This window comes from Halorubrum aquaticum (genome assembly GCF_900113615.1).
Taxonomy (GTDB): Archaea; Halobacteriota; Halobacteria; order Halobacteriales; family Haloferacaceae; genus Halorubrum; species Halorubrum aquaticum.
The window spans coordinates 22,048-39,384 of the sequence record NZ_FOPZ01000014.1 but is presented as its reverse complement, the minus strand read 5'-3'; the positions used below and the strand labels follow the sequence as shown (position 1 = coordinate 39,384).

Genomic DNA, 17,337 nt, shown 5'->3' with positions numbered 1-17,337 from the left:
CCCTGGAGGGTCCCTCACCCTTTCGCCAGCCCGCTCGGTTTACCGTTCTCTCACGTCCGATCCATCGGTCGTTCCGTCCCAGCATCGGCTTCGCGTTGGAGCGGTACGCCGATCGAAAAAACGCGTCGTCGACGCTCGACCGTTATTGGATCGCACGCGTCAATCTGAACCGTCGTCGCCCTCCACCCGCCGTTTCAGGGCGTACGCGGCTCCGCCTACGCCGACGACCCCGTTCACGAGACTGAATCCGGGGACGCTATCGCTCGACTCCGCGGAATCGTCTTCCTGATCCGTGTCGTCCGATCCGCTTCCGTCGTCGGTCGGCTGGCCGGTATCGCCTTCGGGGTCTTCCGGCTCCTCCGGTTCCTCCGGTTGTTCCGGACTGGACTCGACGGTGACCGTCGATCGGGCTTCATCGGTCAGTTCGTCGCCGTCGACCACGGTCACCCGAACCTCGTACTCTCCCGGCGACTCGTACGCGTGGGTGACCCGCTCGCCCGTCGTTTCGACGGTTCCGTCCCCGTCGAGGTCCCACCTGTACTCGACGATCGTGCCGTCGGGATCCGACGATCCGGTGGCAACCAGTTCGATCTCCTCGCCCGCCGTGACCTCGCTCGCCGAGACCGACAGGTCGGCGGTAGGCGGTTCGACGACGGTCAGCGACTGCGTCGCCGTGTCCGTCGCACCCTCGGCGTCCGTTACCGTCAGCGAGACGGTGTACTCCCCGCCATCCGAGAACCCGTGAAAGGTGGTCGCACCCGAGGCGTCCGTCGTCCCGTCGTCGGTGAAGTCCCACTCGTACGACGAGATGTTCTCGTCCGGGTCGTCGGATCCTGTCGCGTCGAACGAGACGGGATCCCCGACTTCGGGTGTCGTGGGCGATATGGTGAACGTCGCCGAGGGCGCTCGGTTCGGTGGGGTCTCATCGATGTTGGTCCGGTACACCGTTCCGTCGCCCTCGAGCCAGAGGGAGCCGTCCACGTACGCGTAGTCGTAGATCGTCTGGGCGTTCGGATACGCGTAGGTCGCGGTCGTCTCTCCGCTCTCGGGATCGTACCGCTGGATGCGATCCGACCCCTCCTCGCCGACCCACAGGTTCTCCCCGTCGTGAGCCAGCCCGAAAACCGTCGTTTCCGTCTCGAACGATCGCTCGATGGAGAGGTTTGCGGCGTCGAGGTTCCAGATACGGCCGTTCTCACCGCCCACCCAGAGCTCGTTTTCGGACTTGTCGGTGGCTATGGATTGGATGTTTGCCGGCATCCGTTTATCTGTCCACTCTCCACCGCCGTACGGGTATTTCGTCAACGTCCGCCCGGCTCCGGTATAGGACGCGTTGGAATCGAATCCGCAGGCGAACATGCTCGAACCGACGTCCGTCGAACTGCTGACCGAACCGTCCAACTGGAGCGTGTACGTCGTCCCGCTCAAGTGAGCCGTGAGCAGATACGGCGTACCCTCGTACACGTCTGCCCCGAGCCCTCTCGCTTCCCCCTCCGGAAGCGTGACCTCGGAGGCAACCTCCGTCTCCGCTCGGACCGTCCCGGCGAGCGTGGTCGAAAGGCCGACCCCGAAACCAGCGCCGACGACTCCCCGCAGAACGTCTCTCCGATCCATGTCTCGCCGAATGTGGTGTCCAGATATTAAATATGTCGCCGTTGTAATATATATTTATCAATGAGTTTCTGAGAGCACACTCTCGAATTCGGATCCGCCGTCGACGGGAGTCGACCGGTTCCGATCCTCCCCTCAAGCGACCCGGTTCCGGAGGTCGTCGTACTCGCCCGTCTCGGCGGCCCGCTCCACGTTCTCCACGAGGATATCGGCTCGTCGCTCCCAGTACTTCGGGGTGTGTCCGGAGACGTGCGGGGTGAGGAGGACGTTCCCGAACCCCCACAGGTCGTGGTCGGTCGGGAGCGGCTCCGGGTCGGTCACGTCGAGGGCCGCGCCGTGGATCGCGCCCGATTTGAGCGCGGAGACGAGCGCGGGCGTGTCGACGACGCCCCCGCGGGCGATGTTGACCACGATCGCGTCGGTCGGGAGCGCGTCGAATTCGGCCTCGCCGATCAGCCCCTCGGTGGTCTCCGTGAGCGGACACGAGAGGACCAAGACGTCGGTTCGTACCAGCGCCTCCTGGAGGTCGTCGTATCCGTACACCTCGTCGGTCGGGCCCTCCTTCTCCGGCGTGTGGCGGACGCCGACCGTCTCCACGTCGAACCCCTCGAAGCGCTCGACGATCGCCTCGCCGATGGATCCGAGGCCGACGACCGTGACGGTGCTGCCCGCCAGCTCGGTGAACGACTGGAACCGCCGCCACTCCCGACGCTCCTGCCGCCGGATCCCCTCGTCGAGCCGCCGGACGAACGTGAGCACCCACCCGAGCACGTGCTCGGCGATGTTGGGACCGTGGACGCCGGAGGCGTTCGTGACGGCGACCCCCCGGTCGGCCAGGTCCTCGAGCGGGAGGTGGTCGACGCCGGCGGCGTTACACGCGAACAGCCGCAGGTTCTCGGCGATCGCGAGGTCCTCGTCTGTCACGGTCCCGCCGGCGACGACCGTCGCCTCGGCGACGTACTCCCGCCGTTCCGTGGCGGTCCGCGCGAGACGGACGGTGTGGTTCGGGAGGCGTTCCCGAAGGATCTCGGCGTAGTCGGCGGCGGGGATCCCGTGTGCGTCGTGGTCGAGCACCGCGATGTCGGTGGGGGTCGGCTCCGTGCTCATCGTCCGGGCGTCGACGCGGGGGGACAAAGTACCCGCGGTCGCGGCGGGGGACGGGAACCGTCGGAGTGAGGGGAGGGGCGGTCACCCGTCCATCCGGATCGGCGGCGCTCGGCTCATCAACACCAGACAGCCGATCCCGACGACCGCGCCGACGACCCCGGTCGCGACGCCCACGAGCCTGACGGCCGGAACGAACTCGATCCGTGCGCTCGCGACCGCGATGGCCCCGCCCATGAGGATCGGCGTCAGCGTCGCGCTCGCGCGACCGGTCCCCTCGCTGAGGCTCACGAGCCCGCCGCGCAGCGCGGTCGGCGCGAGGTCCGTGACGATGCTCCGATAGACGGACAACACGAGCCCGAAGCCGGCGCCCATCAGGACCACGCCGAGGGCCGCGACGGGCAGCGCCGGCGCGAGGAAGACGAGCCCGAGACCGGCGCTTATCGAGACGTTCGCCGCGATCAGCGGGTAGAGCCGGTCGTCGAAGGCGGCGGAGATCCGTCCGGTCTGGGTCGCCGCCAGCGCGTACGAGAGGCTGGCAAGCGCGGCGAGGACCCCGGCCTGTGCCGGCGTCCCGCCGAGGACGTCGACGACGACGATCGAGTTGTAGGTGAGAAAGCCGAACCACGCCAGGTTCGCGGTCCCGCGAGCGACCACGATCGTCCACGCGCGCCGGTGGGCGACGAGCGTCCGGAGGTCGGCCAGTTGCGTCCGGAGGTCCTCGTCCGACCCGTTCGCGGCGTCCTCGTCCATCGGCTCCTCGAACCGGAGGTAGACGACCGCGGCGATCGGGAACGCGATGGCGTACAGGAGGAACGGGTACTGCCACGCGAACCCGACGAGGACGCCCGCGATGAGCGGGAAGACCGTCTGTGAGAGCCCCGATCCGGTGAATCGCAGCCCCTGTGCGGTCGCCTCCTTCGTCCCCGAGTAGAGGTCACCGAGGCTCGTGATGATGATCGGCGTGAGCGCGGCGAACCCGATCCCCTGGAGCAGCCGGAGCGCGAGCGCCGCCGCGAACGTCGAGACGAACGCGATCGCGGTTCCGGTCAGCCCGAACCACACCAGCCCGAAGACGAGGACCGGCCGTCTCCCGTACCGATCGGCGATCACCCCGGCGATCGGGATGACGACCACGGCCGGCCCGGTGAACGCCGACATCAACAGCCCGATGTTCGCTGGAGACGCGCCGAGCGGTTCGACGAGCGACCCCAACACGGGCGAGAGGAGCGCGGTCCCGAGCGGCGGGAGGACGTTGATGAGGAGCAACAACTGGAAGGGACGCTCCCGGACGATCCCCGAATCGCTCCCCGCTATCGACGGCGTCGAGACCACGGATACTCTCCCGGAGGGATGTGGGGTACATGGGGCTACGTCTTCCGGCAGAGATCGTTACGACCGACGGGTCGGCGATCCCCGAGACGGGTGGCGGACCTCACCGGACGTCGACGCACTCGCCGGCGACCTCGACGGCCTCGTCGGCCACCGTGACCGTCCCGTCGAAGCGCGCGCAGGTCCCGGCGTCCCACGCGAGCCGACCCGCCCAGCCGTCGCCCGAGGCGGTCAGTTCGTGGCGGCCGTCCGTTCCCACGACGACCTCGAACACGCGGGCGACGCCGGGGTCGAGGCGGTCGGACTCGTCCGCGTGGGTCGTCCCGTCGTCGTCGACGACCTCGACGCGAACGTCGATCGGTTCCGATCGCTCGTTCCGCACGGAGAGGTCGAGGCGACTCCCCTCGTCGTCGCCGAAGCGACCCGCGCAGCCGGCGGTGAACCCGGCGAGTGCGGTTCCGGCGACCGCGAGGAAGCGACGACGATTCATCGCGGCTCGACGCTCACGGAGAGGTCGTCGACGTAGTGGGTCGCGTCCGCCTCCCAGATCACGGCCGTGCCGACGGCGAGGTGGAGGGTGTCGACGTCCAGTCGAGGCGTCGTCCACTCGAAGCCGTACTCCCGCCAGCCGTCGGCGAGCCACAGCGGCTCGCGGAGCCCGCCGTACGGGGTCTCGCCCAGTTCGGTCGTGTCGACGCCCGGCTGCGGGAAGTCCTCCTCGGTCGACGGCGGGTCGGCCCCGAGCCGCATCAGGGCGTGGCGGATCGTGTTGAACGACTCCGACTCGCTCCAGAACTCCCCCGTCACCTCGATCCGATAGGCCCGACCCGACTCGATGGGGACCGGATGATCGACCCACGTCACGCCGTCGTCGTAGTCCCCCTCGTTCCAGATCCGCAGCGAACGCTCGCCCGACGCCGCCTCGGCGTCCGAGACGTCGACCTCCCACTCGAACGCCGCGAGGTCGACCTCGGGACCGATCGCCGCGCCGCTTTGCCACTCGCCGATCCCGTCCTCGAACCCCTCGGCGAACGTCGACGGCTCGCCGTCCGTGTCGCCCCTCCACCCGGCACACCCGGCGACGCCCGCGAGGGCGAGGGCGGCACCCGCACGGAGCGAGTTACGTCGTAACATTCCATGGGCTATCTCCCGGAGCGACATAACTCTCCGCACGTCGCCGCACCGTCGGACCCTCACGCGCGGAGGTCCGTTTCGGTCTCCGCCGGAGGGACGGACTCGGTTTTAAGACGACCTGTCGGGAACGGGGACGTATGCTTCTCGGGGGACTCGGTCTCCAGTTCGCGGTCGTGATCGGGACGGTTCTCGGGCTGTGGGTCGGGGCACAGACCCTCGTCGACGCCGTGGTTCGACTGGCCCGCCGGGTCGGGGTGGGCGAGCTCACGATCGGGTTGACCGTCGTCGCGATGGGGACCTCGACGCCGGAGCTGATCGTCACGACCGACGCCGCGCTCGCCGGGCTGGGCGACATCGCCGTCGGCAACGTGATCGGCTCGAACGCCTACAACCTCGCGTTCATCCTCGGTGCGGTCTCGCTGCTCCGGGTCATCCCGGTCGAGCGCTCGCTCGTTCACCGGGACGGGATCGCGTTGGTCCTCTCGACGCTCGTCGGCTTCGCGGCGCTTCTCGACGGGACCGTGACCGCCCTCGAGGGCGTCCTCCTCGCCGGACTCTTCGTCGCCTACACGGGGTACCTCATCCGGGACGAACGTCGGGACGCGTCCATCGAGACGGTCTACGAGGGGCTCCGTCCGACCGGCGGGGGGTCAACCGGGAGAACGTCGGACGAGGAGACGTCGGGAGACGGCGCGCGCTCCGAGGGTTCGGCCCGGGGGCGGGACGTGATCCTGTTCGCCGTCGGATTGGGGCTCGTCCTGGTGAGCGGCCACTACATGGTCGAGGCGTCGTCGACGATCGCGCGGAGCGCCGGCGTCTCGGACTGGGTGATCGGCGGCACGATCGTCGCGGCGGGGACGTCGACCCCGGAACTCGCCGTGTCGCTCGTCTCGATGCGGCGCGGACACGTCGGGATGTCGGTCGGGAACGTCGTCGGGAGCAACGTCTTCAACGTGCTCGGGATCCTCGGCGTCGCGGCCGCGATCCGCCCGCTGACCGTCGGCGGCGCGGCGATGGAGACGCTCCTCTGGTTGACCGTCCTCACCCTGTTCATGGTCGCCGCGCTCTGGTCCGGACGGCGGCTGTCGCGTCCGGAGGGCGCGCTGTTCCTGCTCTCGGAGGTCGCCCGGTGGGTGCTCGGGCTGCTCCGGATCTTCGGGTGAGTTCGCGTGGCGGAACCGTCGGTACCGATGGGCCGTCTCGCGTCGGACGGCGCACGGTAACGGGCGCCTAACGAAGCACCTGCGCTCCGATCGGACGGTATGTTACTCTCGGCGTTGTCGGAGTCCCTCGAACGCGAGCTGACCTACCCGATCGAGTCGGAAACGGTCGTCGACCGGATGGGGACGGTTCGGATCGAGGGTCCGAACGGCGACGGCGACCAAACGATCGCCTCGATCCTCGAGCCCATCGGTACGACCTCGTTCGACTCCGCGGACGGGCTCTTCGCCACGATATACGGGAACCTGAGCGACGACCACATCGGTCGGAAGTACTACGACGACCGGGGGACACAGCAGGAACCCCGAGACGACACCTCGGAGACGGAGGACGTCTCGTTTTGAGGCCGGACGACGTCCCACTTTGAGGGCTGACGACGTCCCGATTTGAGGCCGGATGTCGAGGCGAACGGCACGTTCACGGGTTCGAGGGCATCATCGAGGACGTCACCGACTACGAACTCCAGGTGTCGGCGACGGGAATCAGCGTCGAGAACGTCGGGAGCCTGGCGAGCGGCGACGCCATCGAGAACCTGCGCTCCGCGCAGAACCTCGGTCTGATCAGACTCTCGCCTTCCGGCTTCACCGCTCGTCACTTCGCTCCTCGCGGAGAAGGTCCGGGTGCGAGAATCGAACCCGCGTCTCAGCCTCCACAAGGCTGAAGGATAGTCCACTACCCTAACCCGGACACGCACCCTCACGTATCCCGTTTCGACTGATAACCGTTACGACTCGCGGTTGGCCGTGCGATCGTCCCGCGTGAGACGGTCGCGTCCGGCCGTCCGCGAGGAGCTACGTCCCGTCGCTCTCCTCGTCGTCCTGGCGGATCCGAACCGTCGACACGCGAGCGCCGTCGACCGCCAGCACCTCGATCGTGTACCCGTCCTCGGAGACGACGTCGCCCGCCTCGGGCGGCCGACCGAGCCGGTCCAACACCAGTCCGCCGAGGGTGTCGAACTCGGCGCTCTCGAATTCGACCCCGAGCGCGTCGTTGACCGCCGACAGCGAGACGCCGCCGTCGATCTCGTACCCGTCGTCGCCCGACCGCCGGATCGAGGGCTCGTGGAGGTCGAAGTCGTCCCGGAGGTCGCCGACGACCGCCTCGACGGCGTCCTCGATCGTCGCGAGCCCCTCGAACGCGCCCCACTCGTCGATCACGACCGCCATCTGTTGATGCTCGTCCTGGAACCGCACGAGGAGCTCGGCGACCGTCGTCGTCTCCGGGACGAGCACCACCTCGCGCGCGAGGTCGCCGGCCGTCGCGGTCCCGTCGCCGTCCGGGTCGCTCGCGGTCAGGACGTCCTTGACGTCGACGAAACCGACAACTTCCCCTCCGTCGCCCGAGGTGACCGGATAGCGCGTGTGTCCGGCCTCGCGGATCGTCTCCCGGAGCTCGGAGAGCGAGGCGTCGGTGGGGACGCTCACCACGTCCGGTCCCGGGACCATGACCTCGGTCACGGGCGTGTCGTCGGCCTCGAACACCCGATCTATCATTTCCACTTCCGCGTCGGCCACGTGGCCCGCCTCGCCCGCCCGAGCCAATACCCGGCGGATCTCGCGTTCGTCGAGCGTCTCGTCGGTCTCGGAGGCCGGCGGGATGCCGATCAGACTCGTGAACGCGTTGGCCGTCCCGTTGAACACGACGAGCCCGGGGTAGAACAGGAGATAACAGAGCTTCATCGGCGGCGCGACGAAGAGCGAGAGCCGTTCCGCCTCCGCGATCGCGATCGTCTTCGGCGCGAGCTCGCCGAAGACGACGTGGAGGAACGTGATGAAGCCGAACCCGACCGCGAACGCGACCAAGTGGATGAGGTTCGCCGGGAGCAGCGGCTCCAGGACGGGCTCGATGAGCGCCGCGACGGCGGGCTCGCCGGCCCACCCCAGACCGAGCGAGGCGAGGGTGATCCCGAGCTGTGTCACCGCGAGGTAGTTGTCGAGGTTCGCCATCACGTCCTGGAGCGTCTCCGCCCCCGCACGGCCCTCCTCGACGAGCTGCTCGACCGACGTCGAGCGGATCCGGACGAACGCGAACTCCGAGGCGACGAAGAAGCCGTTCAGGACGACCAACACCAACGCGAGCAGGAGCCGCGAGCCGGAGGCGACGAAGTCTACCATCGCGGCCTCCGTGTCGCGTCACCGTTCGAGCGAGGAACACGCATGTCTATCCGTCTCTACACGCACCCACTTAAACGATCGACCGATCCGGGAACGGCGACCGAACGGGTCCCCGACTCCGGAAAATCGGGACCTGACCGGCAGGAAAGTAGTTATATCGACCGCGCGTAGGTTCCCGAGACGGTCGAAATGTCAAGAGAGATCGGTGAAGACGGAGACGGTCCGCTCGACGAGCGACGTCGCCGGTTCCTGGGGTACGCGGGGCTCGCGGCGGTCGGGGCGGGCGGCGTCGCCGGCGCGTGGACGCTTACCCGTCCGGACGAGCCGGCGGGGTCCGACCCCGCGCCCTCGGAACCGTCGGGAGGAGACGGGGAGCGGAGCGACGAGGAACGGAACGACGAGGAGCAGGCGGGTGGGGACGACGGGGAGTCGATCGAGGAGGTCCCGGCGGTCGTCGAGCGGTACGCTCCCGACCTCTACTTCGGCGCGCTCGAGAAGTGGTTTCCCACCGACCCGCGCGCGTACGTCGTCGACTCCCCCGACGGTCCGGTCGTCGACGGCTTCCGCGCGCTCGAGGAGTACTCGCGGGAGTTCCACGAGACCGGATCGCCGCCGACGCCGACGGCGTTCTACCGGGTCGTCGAGGCGGCCGACGGCGTCGACGCGGTCCAGTACTGGTTCTACTCCGTCTTCGACCAGTTCACGGTGAACTTCCACTGGCACGACTGGGAGCTGCTCCAGGTGTTTCTCGACCGCGAGACGGGCGATCCGCTGTTGCTGTCGGCGAGCGCTCACGCGCGCGGAACGCCGAACAACGAGTTCCTCGATCCCGACCTCTCGGAGGGTCGCCGGCCCGGGATCCTCTCGGAGGTCGGCTCACACTCGAGCGCCAGCGAACTCAACGGGGTTCGGCCGAGCTTCGAGCGGCTTCCGGGCGAGAACTGGCGGTCGGACGTGACGAACGACCTGTTGGGAGTCGCCGGGGACCTCGCGGCCCCGTTCGCGTACGGGCTCCCTCGCGGCGAGGGGGCCAGACTCCCGTTCGTCATGCCGGAACTCGACGGATACCCCCTCCACGACCACCCGTCGCTGTCGGTCGAACGGGTGGATTTCATCGACGAGCGAGTGACCGTGAACGGCTGGCGCGGGCTGCCGACTCCGCCGGAGGGGATTCCGCTCCGGCAACCGGGGCTCGTGATGACGCATCCCGACAGCGCCACTCGGGCGGACGCGACGTACGCGCTCGAACCGATGGCGTCGCTTCCCGAGGCGATCGCGGACTTCGTCGGCCCGCAACTGAGCTTCGAGTTCGCGATCCCGGGGTTCGCCGAGGACCGGTTCGCGGACCACATCACGTCCGTGGGGATCCCGTGGGAACAGCCCCGGTACGCCGACCCGCTCGCCGACGTCACCGACCCCGCGCACCGGCGCCGGATCGACGGCGAGTCGCCGTCGGGGCTCTCGAACCGCGTCGTCGGACGGGTTCGCTCCCTCGCCGCCGGCTCGGACGGCGCTCTCGACGGGGTCGATGACGACGCGCGCGACGCGCTCGGCGACGCGGTCGCCGTCTCGCGATACGCGTTGCCGGTCGAGGTCGCCGTACGGCTCGCGAGCGAGGACCCGACCGCGACGGTCACCCGTGAGGGCGTCTTCGGATATCTCGACGTCGAGCCGGGCGAACACCTCCTCGTCGTCGACGGGCCGGGGTTCGCCCCGGTCGCCCAGCGGTTCGTCCACGACGGCGGCACGTTCCACGCCGGCGCGGACGGCGAACTCACCGTGATCCCGGCCGAGGACGCGGGCTGGATCCGCGGCGACGGACGGGAATCCCGAGGGATCGCCCGCGTCCGCGTGGTCGAGGACTACGCGGGCGTCGTCTACGACGGAGCGCCGACGGAGGCGGACCGGTTCGCCGTGGCGGTCCACCGGGAGGGACGCTACACCGTCGAGGTGGTCGACGCCGAGGGCCGTCCCGGCGCGTACCGAGTTACGCCCGGATCGTTCGGCGAGGGGACCGAGACGGTGCTCGACTCGATCGAGACCGGGAAGGCCTCCCTCTCGAGAGCGCTTCGGGACGAACTGGCGGACCTGATCGACCTGGCTCGGTCGCTGCGGGAGGGGACCGACGAAACCGCCGACGCGGACCGTGAGACGGACGCCGACGGCGACGTGGTGACCGAGGACGACGGTGACGCGGTGATCGACCGACTGTCGCGCGCTCGATCGGAGGCCGAGACCGCGGTGCGGCTCGCGGACCGCGGCGACGCGACGGGGGCGAACGAACGGCTCGCGACCGTCGTCTCCCTGCTCCGGGAGGCGATCGAACTCCTCACGGGCGAGCGGCGAACGGACTACGACGCGGCCGCCGTGTCGGCGCTCGAGCCACGGATCGACGTCGCGATCGGTCGAGCCGCGACCGCGATCGAGACCGCGATCTGAGGCGGGTCGCCCGAGAGCTTTATCGATCGGCGCTCGCGAATAGGGGACGATGACCGTACACGACTCGTCGGCCCGCCGTGACGGCGCTCGGCCGACACGACCGAGATCGACGACCATCGATCGGCTGCCGACCTCCGAGCGATCGACGGCGCTCCCGCGGGTGGTGGCCCGTGAGTGAGGAGTCGGCCGCGGAGCGTTCCGCGGAACTCGAGGAGCTGGCCCGCGAACTCGTGTGTATCCCCACGGAGAACCCGCCCGGGAACGAGGAGGCGGCCGCCGAGTTCGTGTACGAGTGGTTCCGCGAGGAGGGCATCGACGCGACGCTGCTCGAAGAGCCGGACCCCGACCGACCGCAGGTCGGCGCTCGCGTGGGCGAGGACGGACCGACGGTCGTGTTGAACGGCCACCTCGACGTGGTCCCCGCGGGCGACCCCGAGGAGTGGACGACCGGCCCCTACGAGGGCGTCGTCGAGGACGGCCGGCTCCGCGGTCGCGGGAGCGCCGACATGAAGACGGGCGTCGCGCTCGCGATGCTCGTCGCCCGCGATCTGGCACCCGAGATCCGGTCTGGCGAGCTGTCGGGCTCCGTCGTCGTCCACGCGGCGATGGGCGAGGAGACCGCGGACCCCGGCACCCGAACCCTCCTCGAGCGCGGGTTCGACGGCGACTACGGGGTCGTCCTCGAGCCCACCGACTTCCGGGTCGCGACGAGCACCAAGGGGCTCTCCGTCTACCGGATCGCCGTCGAGGGCGTGGCGACGCACGCGAGCCAGCCCGACGCCGGGACGAACGCGATCGACGAGGTTCGGCCGCTGCTCGACGCGATCGACGAGTACGACGCCGAGCTCCGCGAGCGCGAGGGATCGCTCTGTGGCGGCGCGTTCGCGACGGTGACCGGGATCGAGGCCGGGACGGGGACGAACCTCGCGGTGATCCCGGACCGCGCCGAACTCGTCCTCGACAGACGGGTGCTCCCGGGGGAGGACCCGGACGCCGTCGACGCCGAAGTCGAGGCGTTACTCGATCGGGTGCGGGAGGAACACGGCGTCGAGACGGCGTGGACGCGGATCCAGACGTACGCCTCCTCGTCGATCCCGGTCGATCATCCGCTGGCGACGAGCCTCCGCGACGGGTCCGTCGAGGCGGTCGGCGCGGACGGCGGCGTCGGCGAGCCGTGGGGGATCGAGGCCGCCACCGACGCGCGGAACTTCGTCAACGACGCCGGGATACCGGCGGTGACGTGGGGGCCCGGCGACCTCGATCAGGCACACACGGTCGACGAGTCGATCGACCTCGCCGACGCCGACATCGCGAGGGACGTCCTCGAGGACGTGACTCGAGCGTTCATCGAGTAGCGGAAGTGCTCGCCCGCCGATCCCGGACGATCGGGGTCGGCGGGCCGAGATGGGGCGGCCCGAAGAGATCCGACGGGACGCCGCCGACGTGACGGGGAGGTTTCGGCGCGATCGGGTCGATCCGTGCGGTCGCACGGAGGGACGCCGGTAGTTAGATGACGCGGTTCTGGAGGTAATCGAGGTGTTTCGCGTTGTAGACGATCTTGACCTCGTCGGCGGCCGGGCTGCCGATACAGGTCAGGCGGACGTTCTTCTCCTCGACCTCCTCGTCCGAGAGGATCTGTTGCATGTCCATCTCGATCTCGCCCTCCTTGACGATGGACGCGCAGTTCGCACACGCCCCGGCGCGGCACGAGAAGGGCCAATCGTAGCCCTGTGCCTCGGCCGCTTCGAGGATGTACTCGCCCTGGTTGACCTCGAGGGTACCGTAGTCCTCGTCGTCGAGGCCGGCGTCGGCGGCCTCCGCAAAGAGGTCGTCGTCGTCCATCGACCAACCGTGGTCGTCGAGCACTTCGTAGTTGAGGTATTCTACAGTGGGCATCAGCCGTGAGTTCAACCCCCACCTCATTAGGCTTTGCTGTTCCTCCCGTGGTCCGGCAACGAGTGACCCGGCCCCTTCGCCGAAACTCCGGGGCGCGGGGAGCGTCGTGACCGCGAGGGGTACGGGGACGACCGGAGGTACGGGGACGACCGGAAGTACGAGGACGACGGAAACTCCGACGCCCGATCGGCTGTCGGCTTCGGGACGGTACGGGTAAGGCTAAATACGGAGGTCCCCCAATCGCGGTCGATGGAGGAATCGGTGGTGGCCGATTTCGTCGGGCGGGTACACACGTCCGACGTCGGGAGCGAGGACCCGGTTCGCGGTCGGGTGCTGTTGAGTCAGCGACGGCTCGTGCTCGCGACGGCCGACGCGCGGACGACGGTCCCGCTCTCGGGGGTGTTCGACGTGGTCGTCGGGACCGTCCCGGGGGACCTCCGGTCGTTCTTCAGCGACAGCGTCACTCTCGCGTACGAGCGCGGAGGGACGCGATCGACCGCCCTCGTCGAGGGCGAACCGGACGACATGGAGCGGTTCACCCGCGTCCTGTTCAAGGCGCTGTTGCGGGACGTGACGGTGACCGTCCGGCACCCGGCGAAGGTCGGCGGTCGGGTCACGGACGCGACCGACCGGACCGCGAGGGTGTCGCTGTCGCCCGGAGCGATCGGATTCGTCGGGGGCGACGAGCCGTTCTCGGTGGACCTCTCGACGGTCATCGACTACGATCGGACGAATCGAACCCTCGCGGGAAAGGAGCGGCCGGCGCTCGTCTTCCGACACGTCCCCGAGAACCGGACCGTCACGTCGATCGTCACGGTCCCCGACGAACGGACGCTCAACGTGCTCGGTCGGTACATCAGACTCGAGTACGAGGAGGTCCAGACGGAGGTCGAGGAGCTCGATCCGACCGAGGACGAACTGGAGGTCCTCGTGTCCATCTACTCCGCCGGCGGCGAGGCGTCCGTCTCGCAGGTCGTCACCGGCGACGCCACGCGAACGTCGATGATCCTCGACTCGCTTCGGGAGTCGGGACTCGTCGTCGACGGCGAGACGGGCGCGGCGCTGACCAGAAAGGGACGGATGGTCGTGACGACGTACCTCGAGTCGGTCAACTCCTGATCGATTCGACCCCCGTTTCGGCCGGCCTCCGGATCGACCCGTCACCCACAGCTATTTCCGGGACAGCGGCGTCAACGATCACCACATGGACGCGTCGAGTTCGACCGGTCGGGATCCCGCCTCGCCCGGTCGGAACTCCCCGTTTGCGCTCTTGTTCGCCGCCGTCGGCGTGCTCTGTCTCGTCGTCGGGACCGGACTGGCGGTCGACGCGGTTCGGGGCGGCGGATCCGCTCTCGTGGCGTTCCTCGACATCGTCTTCTTCTGGATCCCCGGCGTCACCTTCGTGTACGCCGGGTACTGGCTTCCGCGATCGGAGATCCCTCGGCACTACTACCCGCGGATCGTCGCCTGGACGTTCGGCGGCGTCATCGTGATGTACGGGTTCATCGTGCTCCGTGATCTCCATCCCGGCGTCACCGTCGAGTGGTCGATCGGGACGCAGGCCATCGGGTTGACGATCGGTTCCGTGAGCGGGTTCCTGATGGGCGTCCAACGATCGAAAACGACGAGACGTACCGAACAGCTCGAGGAACGGACCCGGGAGCTCGAGGAGAACGAACGCGAACTCGAGCGACAGAACGCCCAGCTCGAACGCTTCGCGAGCGTCGTCTCTCACGACCTTCGAAACCCGCTCTCGGTCGCCCGCGGGAACCTCGAGTTGGTCCGCGACGAGTACGACGGCGACCGGCTCGTCGCGGTCGCGGACGCACACGCACGGATGGAGGCACTGATCGACGACCTGTTGACGCTCGCACGGCAGGGAGAGGCGATCGACGCGACGGAGGCGACCGACCTCGCCGAGGTAAGCCGGGTCTGCTGGGAGCAGGTCTCCACCGACGGTGCGACGCTCTCGATCGATGAGCCACCCACGGTCATGGCCGATCGAGACCGGCTCCGACAGCTCCTCGAGAACCTGTTTCGAAACGGCGTCGAGCATGGTCGTTCGAGAGACGGCGACGCCGTCTCTCGTGATGACGAAAACCCTCCCGGAGAGTTTTCGAACCACTCGACTGACAGTCGGGCTTCTCCCGACGACGGCATCGAACGCGGCGGCGGAACGACGATCACCGTCGGCGGCCTCGAGGGCGGGTTCTACGTCGCCGACGACGGTCCGGGGATCCCCGAATCCGAACGCGACCGCGTCTTCGACGGGGGCTACTCGACGGCGGAGCAGGGCACGGGGTTCGGGCTCGCGATCGTCGCGGAGATCGCCGAGGCCCACGGGTGGGAGGTCCGCGTCGTGGAGAGCGCCGACGGTGGCGCACGCTTCGAGATCACCGGCGTGGAAGTCGTCCGAGCGTGAGTCCCGATCGCCGCCCTTGAAGCGTCCGGCACCCGAGACTCGCGCATGGACCGGATATACGCCCCGTGGCGGATCGAATGGGTCGAACGCGAGGCGGACCCCATCGACGGCTGTCCCTTCTGCGTCCTGCCGGACCGGGAGAACGCCCGCGAGGCCCGCGTCGTCGCGCGTAGCGACCACAACTACGCGTTGTTGAACAACGCGCCGTACAACCCGGGACACGCGATGGTGATCCCCGACGCTCACGTCGACGACTGGACCGACCTCGACGACGCGACCATGCTCGATCACGCTCGGCTGAAGGCCGCGACGCTCGCGGCCATGCGTCGCGGGATCGATCCGGACGGGTTCAACGCCGGGCTCAACCTCGGCGGCGGGGCCGCCGGCGGCTCGATCGACCACCTCCACACCCACGTCGTCCCGCGGTGGGGCGGCGACACCAACTTCATGCCGGTCGTCGGCGACACGAAAGTGATCGTCGAGGCGGTCGACCGGAGCTACGAACACCTCCATGAAGGGTTCGCCGCCGGCGACGACGTCGTCGATCCCGGCGACCTCGAGGCGGGCGAGGCGGTCCGGCTCTCGTTCGATCTCGACCTCGACGACGCCTGAACCGGCTATCCGTCGCCGAGTTTGGTCTCGCCGACCGCGTCGTGACCCTCGATGACCTCCGTGCCGCCCATGTACGGCCGCAGCGGCTCGGGGACGGTCACGGTGCCGTCGTCGTTCTGGTAGTACTCCAGGATCGCGACGACGATCCGCGGGACCGCGAGCCCGGAGCCGTTGAGCGTGTGGAGGAACTCCGCGGACTCGTGGTGTTCCTCGCGGAACCGGATCCCGGCGCGGCGCGCCTGGAAGTCCTCGAAGTTCGAGACCGAGGAGACCTCCAGCCAACGGCCGCCCTCATCGGGCCCCTCGTCCATGTCATCGGCGGGTGCCCACACCTCGAGGTCGTACTTCTTCGCCTGCGTGAACCCGAGGTCGCCGGTACACATCTCCAGGACGCGGTAGGGCAACTCGAGCCGCCGGAGCACCTCCTCGGCCTCGTCGACGAGCCCCTCGAAGCGCTCGTAGCTCTCCTCGGGCCGCACGAAGTTCACCATCTCCACCTTGTTGAACTGGTGGACGCGGACGATCCCGCGGGTCTCCGTGCCGTGTTCGCCCGCCTCCTGCCGGAAGTTCGGCGTGTACGCCTGGTACTTCAGCGGGAGGTCCTCGCCGAGCAGGATCTCCTCGCGGTGGAGGTTCGTGACGGGGACCTCGGCGGTCGGGAGCAGCCAGAGGTCCTCGTCGTCGTACGCCTCGTCGTTTCGCCCCTCGAGCCGGTAGGCGTCCTCGGTGAACTTGGGGAACTGCCCGGTGCCCCGCATCGACGCGGAGTTGACCGGGATCGGCGGGAACACGTCGGTGTACCCCTGCTCGCGGTGGACCTCGAGCATGAACTGGATCAGCGCGTGTTCCAAGCGTGCGCCGTCGCCCTTCGCGACGTAGAAGCCGCCGCCGGCGACCTTCGCGCCGCGCTCGAAGTCGAGGATCTCCAACTCCTCGCCCAGATCGTAGTGGGGATCGACCGTCTCGGGGAGGTCCCGCAGGTCGTCGAACCCCTCCCTTCGTACCTCCTCGTTCTCTGACTCGTCCGCGCCGATCGGCACCGACTCGTGGGGGATCTGCGGGAGTTCGAGCAGCGACTCCTCGAGTTCGGCCTCCAACTCCTCTGCGCGCTCCTCGACGCCCTGAAGCTCCGATTTGAGCTCCCCGGAGCGCTCGATGGCCTCCTGGGCCGCCTCCTCCTTCCCGTCGGCCTTGAGGTCGCCGATCCGCGAGGAGACCTCGTTTCGCTCGTGACGCAGGTCGTCGCCGCGTCGCTTGAGCTCGCGCCACTCCTCGTCGACCTCGAGTATCCGGTCGAGGTCCACGTCGACGCCCTTGTTCGCGAGCGCCTCGCGGACGGTCTCGGGGTTCTCCCGGACGAACTGTCGGGAAAGCATTTACCGGCCGTTCCGCGGGCCGACCCAAAACCGTATCGGAGCGTCGCCGGCGTCCCGTCGGACCGTCCATCGACTT

Annotated in this window: 15 protein-coding genes and 1 tRNA gene; 7 read left to right on the top strand and 9 right to left on the bottom strand. The window is 68.8% G+C overall.

What is annotated here, in order from left to right; genetic code table 11:
* Positions 1–159: 159 nt before the first annotated feature.
* The 5 genes from F3H10_RS11585 to F3H10_RS11565 all read right to left on the bottom strand — a co-directional run bounded on the left by F3H10_RS11585 (position 160) and on the right by F3H10_RS11565 (position 5,181).
* Complete coding sequence (locus tag F3H10_RS11585; RefSeq protein ID WP_149784928.1) at positions 160–1,614, bottom strand: PKD domain-containing protein; 1,455 nt, start codon at positions 1,612–1,614, stop codon at positions 160–162.
* A 132-nt stretch (positions 1,615–1,746) separates the two neighbouring features.
* Positions 1,747–2,718, bottom strand: a complete 972-nt coding sequence (locus F3H10_RS11580; RefSeq protein ID WP_149784927.1) for a D-2-hydroxyacid dehydrogenase — start codon at positions 2,716–2,718, stop codon at positions 1,747–1,749.
* Between the two features lie 81 nt (positions 2,719–2,799).
* Positions 2,800–4,050: an MFS transporter gene (locus F3H10_RS11575; RefSeq protein WP_149784926.1), complete on the bottom strand. Its 1,251-nt coding sequence runs from the start codon at positions 4,048–4,050 to the stop codon at positions 2,800–2,802.
* A 100-nt stretch (positions 4,051–4,150) separates the two neighbouring features.
* Entirely contained in the window at positions 4,151–4,537 is a 387-nt protein-coding gene (locus F3H10_RS11570) for a hypothetical protein (protein WP_149784925.1), read from the bottom strand.
* Complete coding sequence (locus F3H10_RS11565) at positions 4,534–5,181, bottom strand: hypothetical protein (protein WP_149784924.1); 648 nt, start codon at positions 5,179–5,181, stop codon at positions 4,534–4,536. Before F3H10_RS11565 ends, F3H10_RS11570 begins: the two co-directional genes overlap by 4 nt.
* Before the next feature lie 137 nt (positions 5,182–5,318).
* Between F3H10_RS11565 and F3H10_RS11560 the strand changes: the two genes are divergently transcribed.
* Both F3H10_RS11560 and F3H10_RS11555 read left to right on the top strand, forming a co-directional pair.
* Positions 5,319–6,344 (top strand): calcium/sodium antiporter, encoded by a 1,026-nt coding sequence (locus F3H10_RS11560; RefSeq protein WP_149784923.1) that lies wholly within the window; start codon positions 5,319–5,321, stop codon positions 6,342–6,344.
* A gap of 99 nt (positions 6,345–6,443) precedes the next feature.
* Positions 6,444–6,746: a DUF5789 family protein gene (locus F3H10_RS11555; protein WP_149784922.1), complete on the top strand. Its 303-nt coding sequence runs from the start codon at positions 6,444–6,446 to the stop codon at positions 6,744–6,746.
* Between the two features lie 270 nt (positions 6,747–7,016).
* Here the strand turns inward: F3H10_RS11555 and F3H10_RS11550 are convergent.
* Together F3H10_RS11550 and F3H10_RS11545 are read right to left on the bottom strand one after the other, a co-directional pair.
* Positions 7,017–7,089 (bottom strand) — tRNA-His (locus F3H10_RS11550).
* A gap of 104 nt (positions 7,090–7,193) precedes the next feature.
* Positions 7,194–8,516, bottom strand: coding sequence for a hemolysin family protein (locus F3H10_RS11545; protein ID WP_149784921.1), 1,323 nt, complete (start codon positions 8,514–8,516; stop codon positions 7,194–7,196).
* 189 nt (positions 8,517–8,705) lie between these two features.
* On the opposite strand from F3H10_RS11545, the gene F3H10_RS11540 reads away from it, so the two are divergent.
* The gene (locus F3H10_RS11540; RefSeq protein ID WP_149784920.1) at positions 8,706–10,955 is read left to right on the top strand and encodes a hypothetical protein; all 2,250 of its coding nucleotides are present in this window, start codon (positions 8,706–8,708) and stop codon (positions 10,953–10,955) included.
* A gap of 170 nt (positions 10,956–11,125) precedes the next feature.
* The gene (locus tag F3H10_RS11535) at positions 11,126–12,310 is read left to right on the top strand and encodes a M20 family metallopeptidase (RefSeq protein ID WP_149784919.1); all 1,185 of its coding nucleotides are present in this window, start codon (positions 11,126–11,128) and stop codon (positions 12,308–12,310) included.
* 151 nt (positions 12,311–12,461) lie between these two features.
* On the opposite strand, the gene fer is transcribed toward F3H10_RS11535, so the two are convergent.
* Positions 12,462–12,851 carry a ferredoxin Fer gene (fer, locus tag F3H10_RS11530; protein WP_149784918.1) on the bottom strand — a complete coding sequence of 130 codons (390 nt, stop codon included), beginning with the start codon at positions 12,849–12,851 and terminating at the stop codon, positions 12,462–12,464.
* 249 nt (positions 12,852–13,100) lie between these two features.
* Here fer and F3H10_RS11525 point away from each other — a divergent pair, with 249 nt between their 5' ends.
* From F3H10_RS11525 to F3H10_RS11515, 3 genes are all read left to right on the top strand, one after another.
* Complete coding sequence (locus F3H10_RS11525) at positions 13,101–13,970, top strand: CheF family chemotaxis protein (protein ID WP_149784917.1); 870 nt, start codon at positions 13,101–13,103, stop codon at positions 13,968–13,970.
* 85 nt (positions 13,971–14,055) lie between these two features.
* Positions 14,056–15,273, top strand: coding sequence for a sensor histidine kinase (locus F3H10_RS11520; protein ID WP_188127930.1), 1,218 nt, complete (start codon positions 14,056–14,058; stop codon positions 15,271–15,273).
* Between the two features lie 45 nt (positions 15,274–15,318).
* Positions 15,319–15,885: an HIT family protein gene (locus tag F3H10_RS11515; RefSeq protein ID WP_149784916.1), complete on the top strand. Its 567-nt coding sequence runs from the start codon at positions 15,319–15,321 to the stop codon at positions 15,883–15,885.
* Between the two features lie 5 nt (positions 15,886–15,890).
* On the opposite strand, the gene serS is transcribed toward F3H10_RS11515, so the two are convergent.
* Complete coding sequence (serS, locus tag F3H10_RS11510; RefSeq protein ID WP_149784915.1) at positions 15,891–17,261, bottom strand: serine--tRNA ligase; 1,371 nt, start codon at positions 17,259–17,261, stop codon at positions 15,891–15,893.
* Between the last annotated feature and the right edge of the window lie 76 nt (positions 17,262–17,337).

Coding starts and splice junctions, on each gene's coding strand:
- F3H10_RS11585 (WP_149784928.1), bottom strand. CDS start 1,614: ATGGATCGGAGAGACGTTCTGCGGGGAGTCGTCGGCGCTGGTTTCGGG.
- F3H10_RS11580 (WP_149784927.1), bottom strand. CDS start 2,718: ATGAGCACGGAGCCGACCCCCACCGACATCGCGGTGCTCGACCACGAC.
- F3H10_RS11570 (WP_149784925.1), bottom strand. CDS start 4,537: ATGAATCGTCGTCGCTTCCTCGCGGTCGCCGGAACCGCACTCGCCGGG.
- F3H10_RS11565 (WP_149784924.1), bottom strand. CDS start 5,181: ATGTTACGACGTAACTCGCTCCGTGCGGGTGCCGCCCTCGCCCTCGCG.
- F3H10_RS11560 (WP_149784923.1), top strand. CDS start 5,319: ATGCTTCTCGGGGGACTCGGTCTCCAGTTCGCGGTCGTGATCGGGACG.
- F3H10_RS11555 (WP_149784922.1), top strand. CDS start 6,444: ATGTTACTCTCGGCGTTGTCGGAGTCCCTCGAACGCGAGCTGACCTAC.
- F3H10_RS11545 (WP_149784921.1), bottom strand. CDS start 8,516: ATGGTAGACTTCGTCGCCTCCGGCTCGCGGCTCCTGCTCGCGTTGGTG.
- F3H10_RS11540 (WP_149784920.1), top strand. CDS start 8,706: ATGTCAAGAGAGATCGGTGAAGACGGAGACGGTCCGCTCGACGAGCGA.
- fer (WP_149784918.1), bottom strand. CDS start 12,851: ATGCCCACTGTAGAATACCTCAACTACGAAGTGCTCGACGACCACGGT.
- F3H10_RS11525 (WP_149784917.1), top strand. CDS start 13,101: ATGGAGGAATCGGTGGTGGCCGATTTCGTCGGGCGGGTACACACGTCC.
- F3H10_RS11520 (WP_188127930.1), top strand. CDS start 14,056: ATGGACGCGTCGAGTTCGACCGGTCGGGATCCCGCCTCGCCCGGTCGG.
- F3H10_RS11515 (WP_149784916.1), top strand. CDS start 15,319: ATGGACCGGATATACGCCCCGTGGCGGATCGAATGGGTCGAACGCGAG.
- serS (WP_149784915.1), bottom strand. CDS start 17,261: ATGCTTTCCCGACAGTTCGTCCGGGAGAACCCCGAGACCGTCCGCGAG.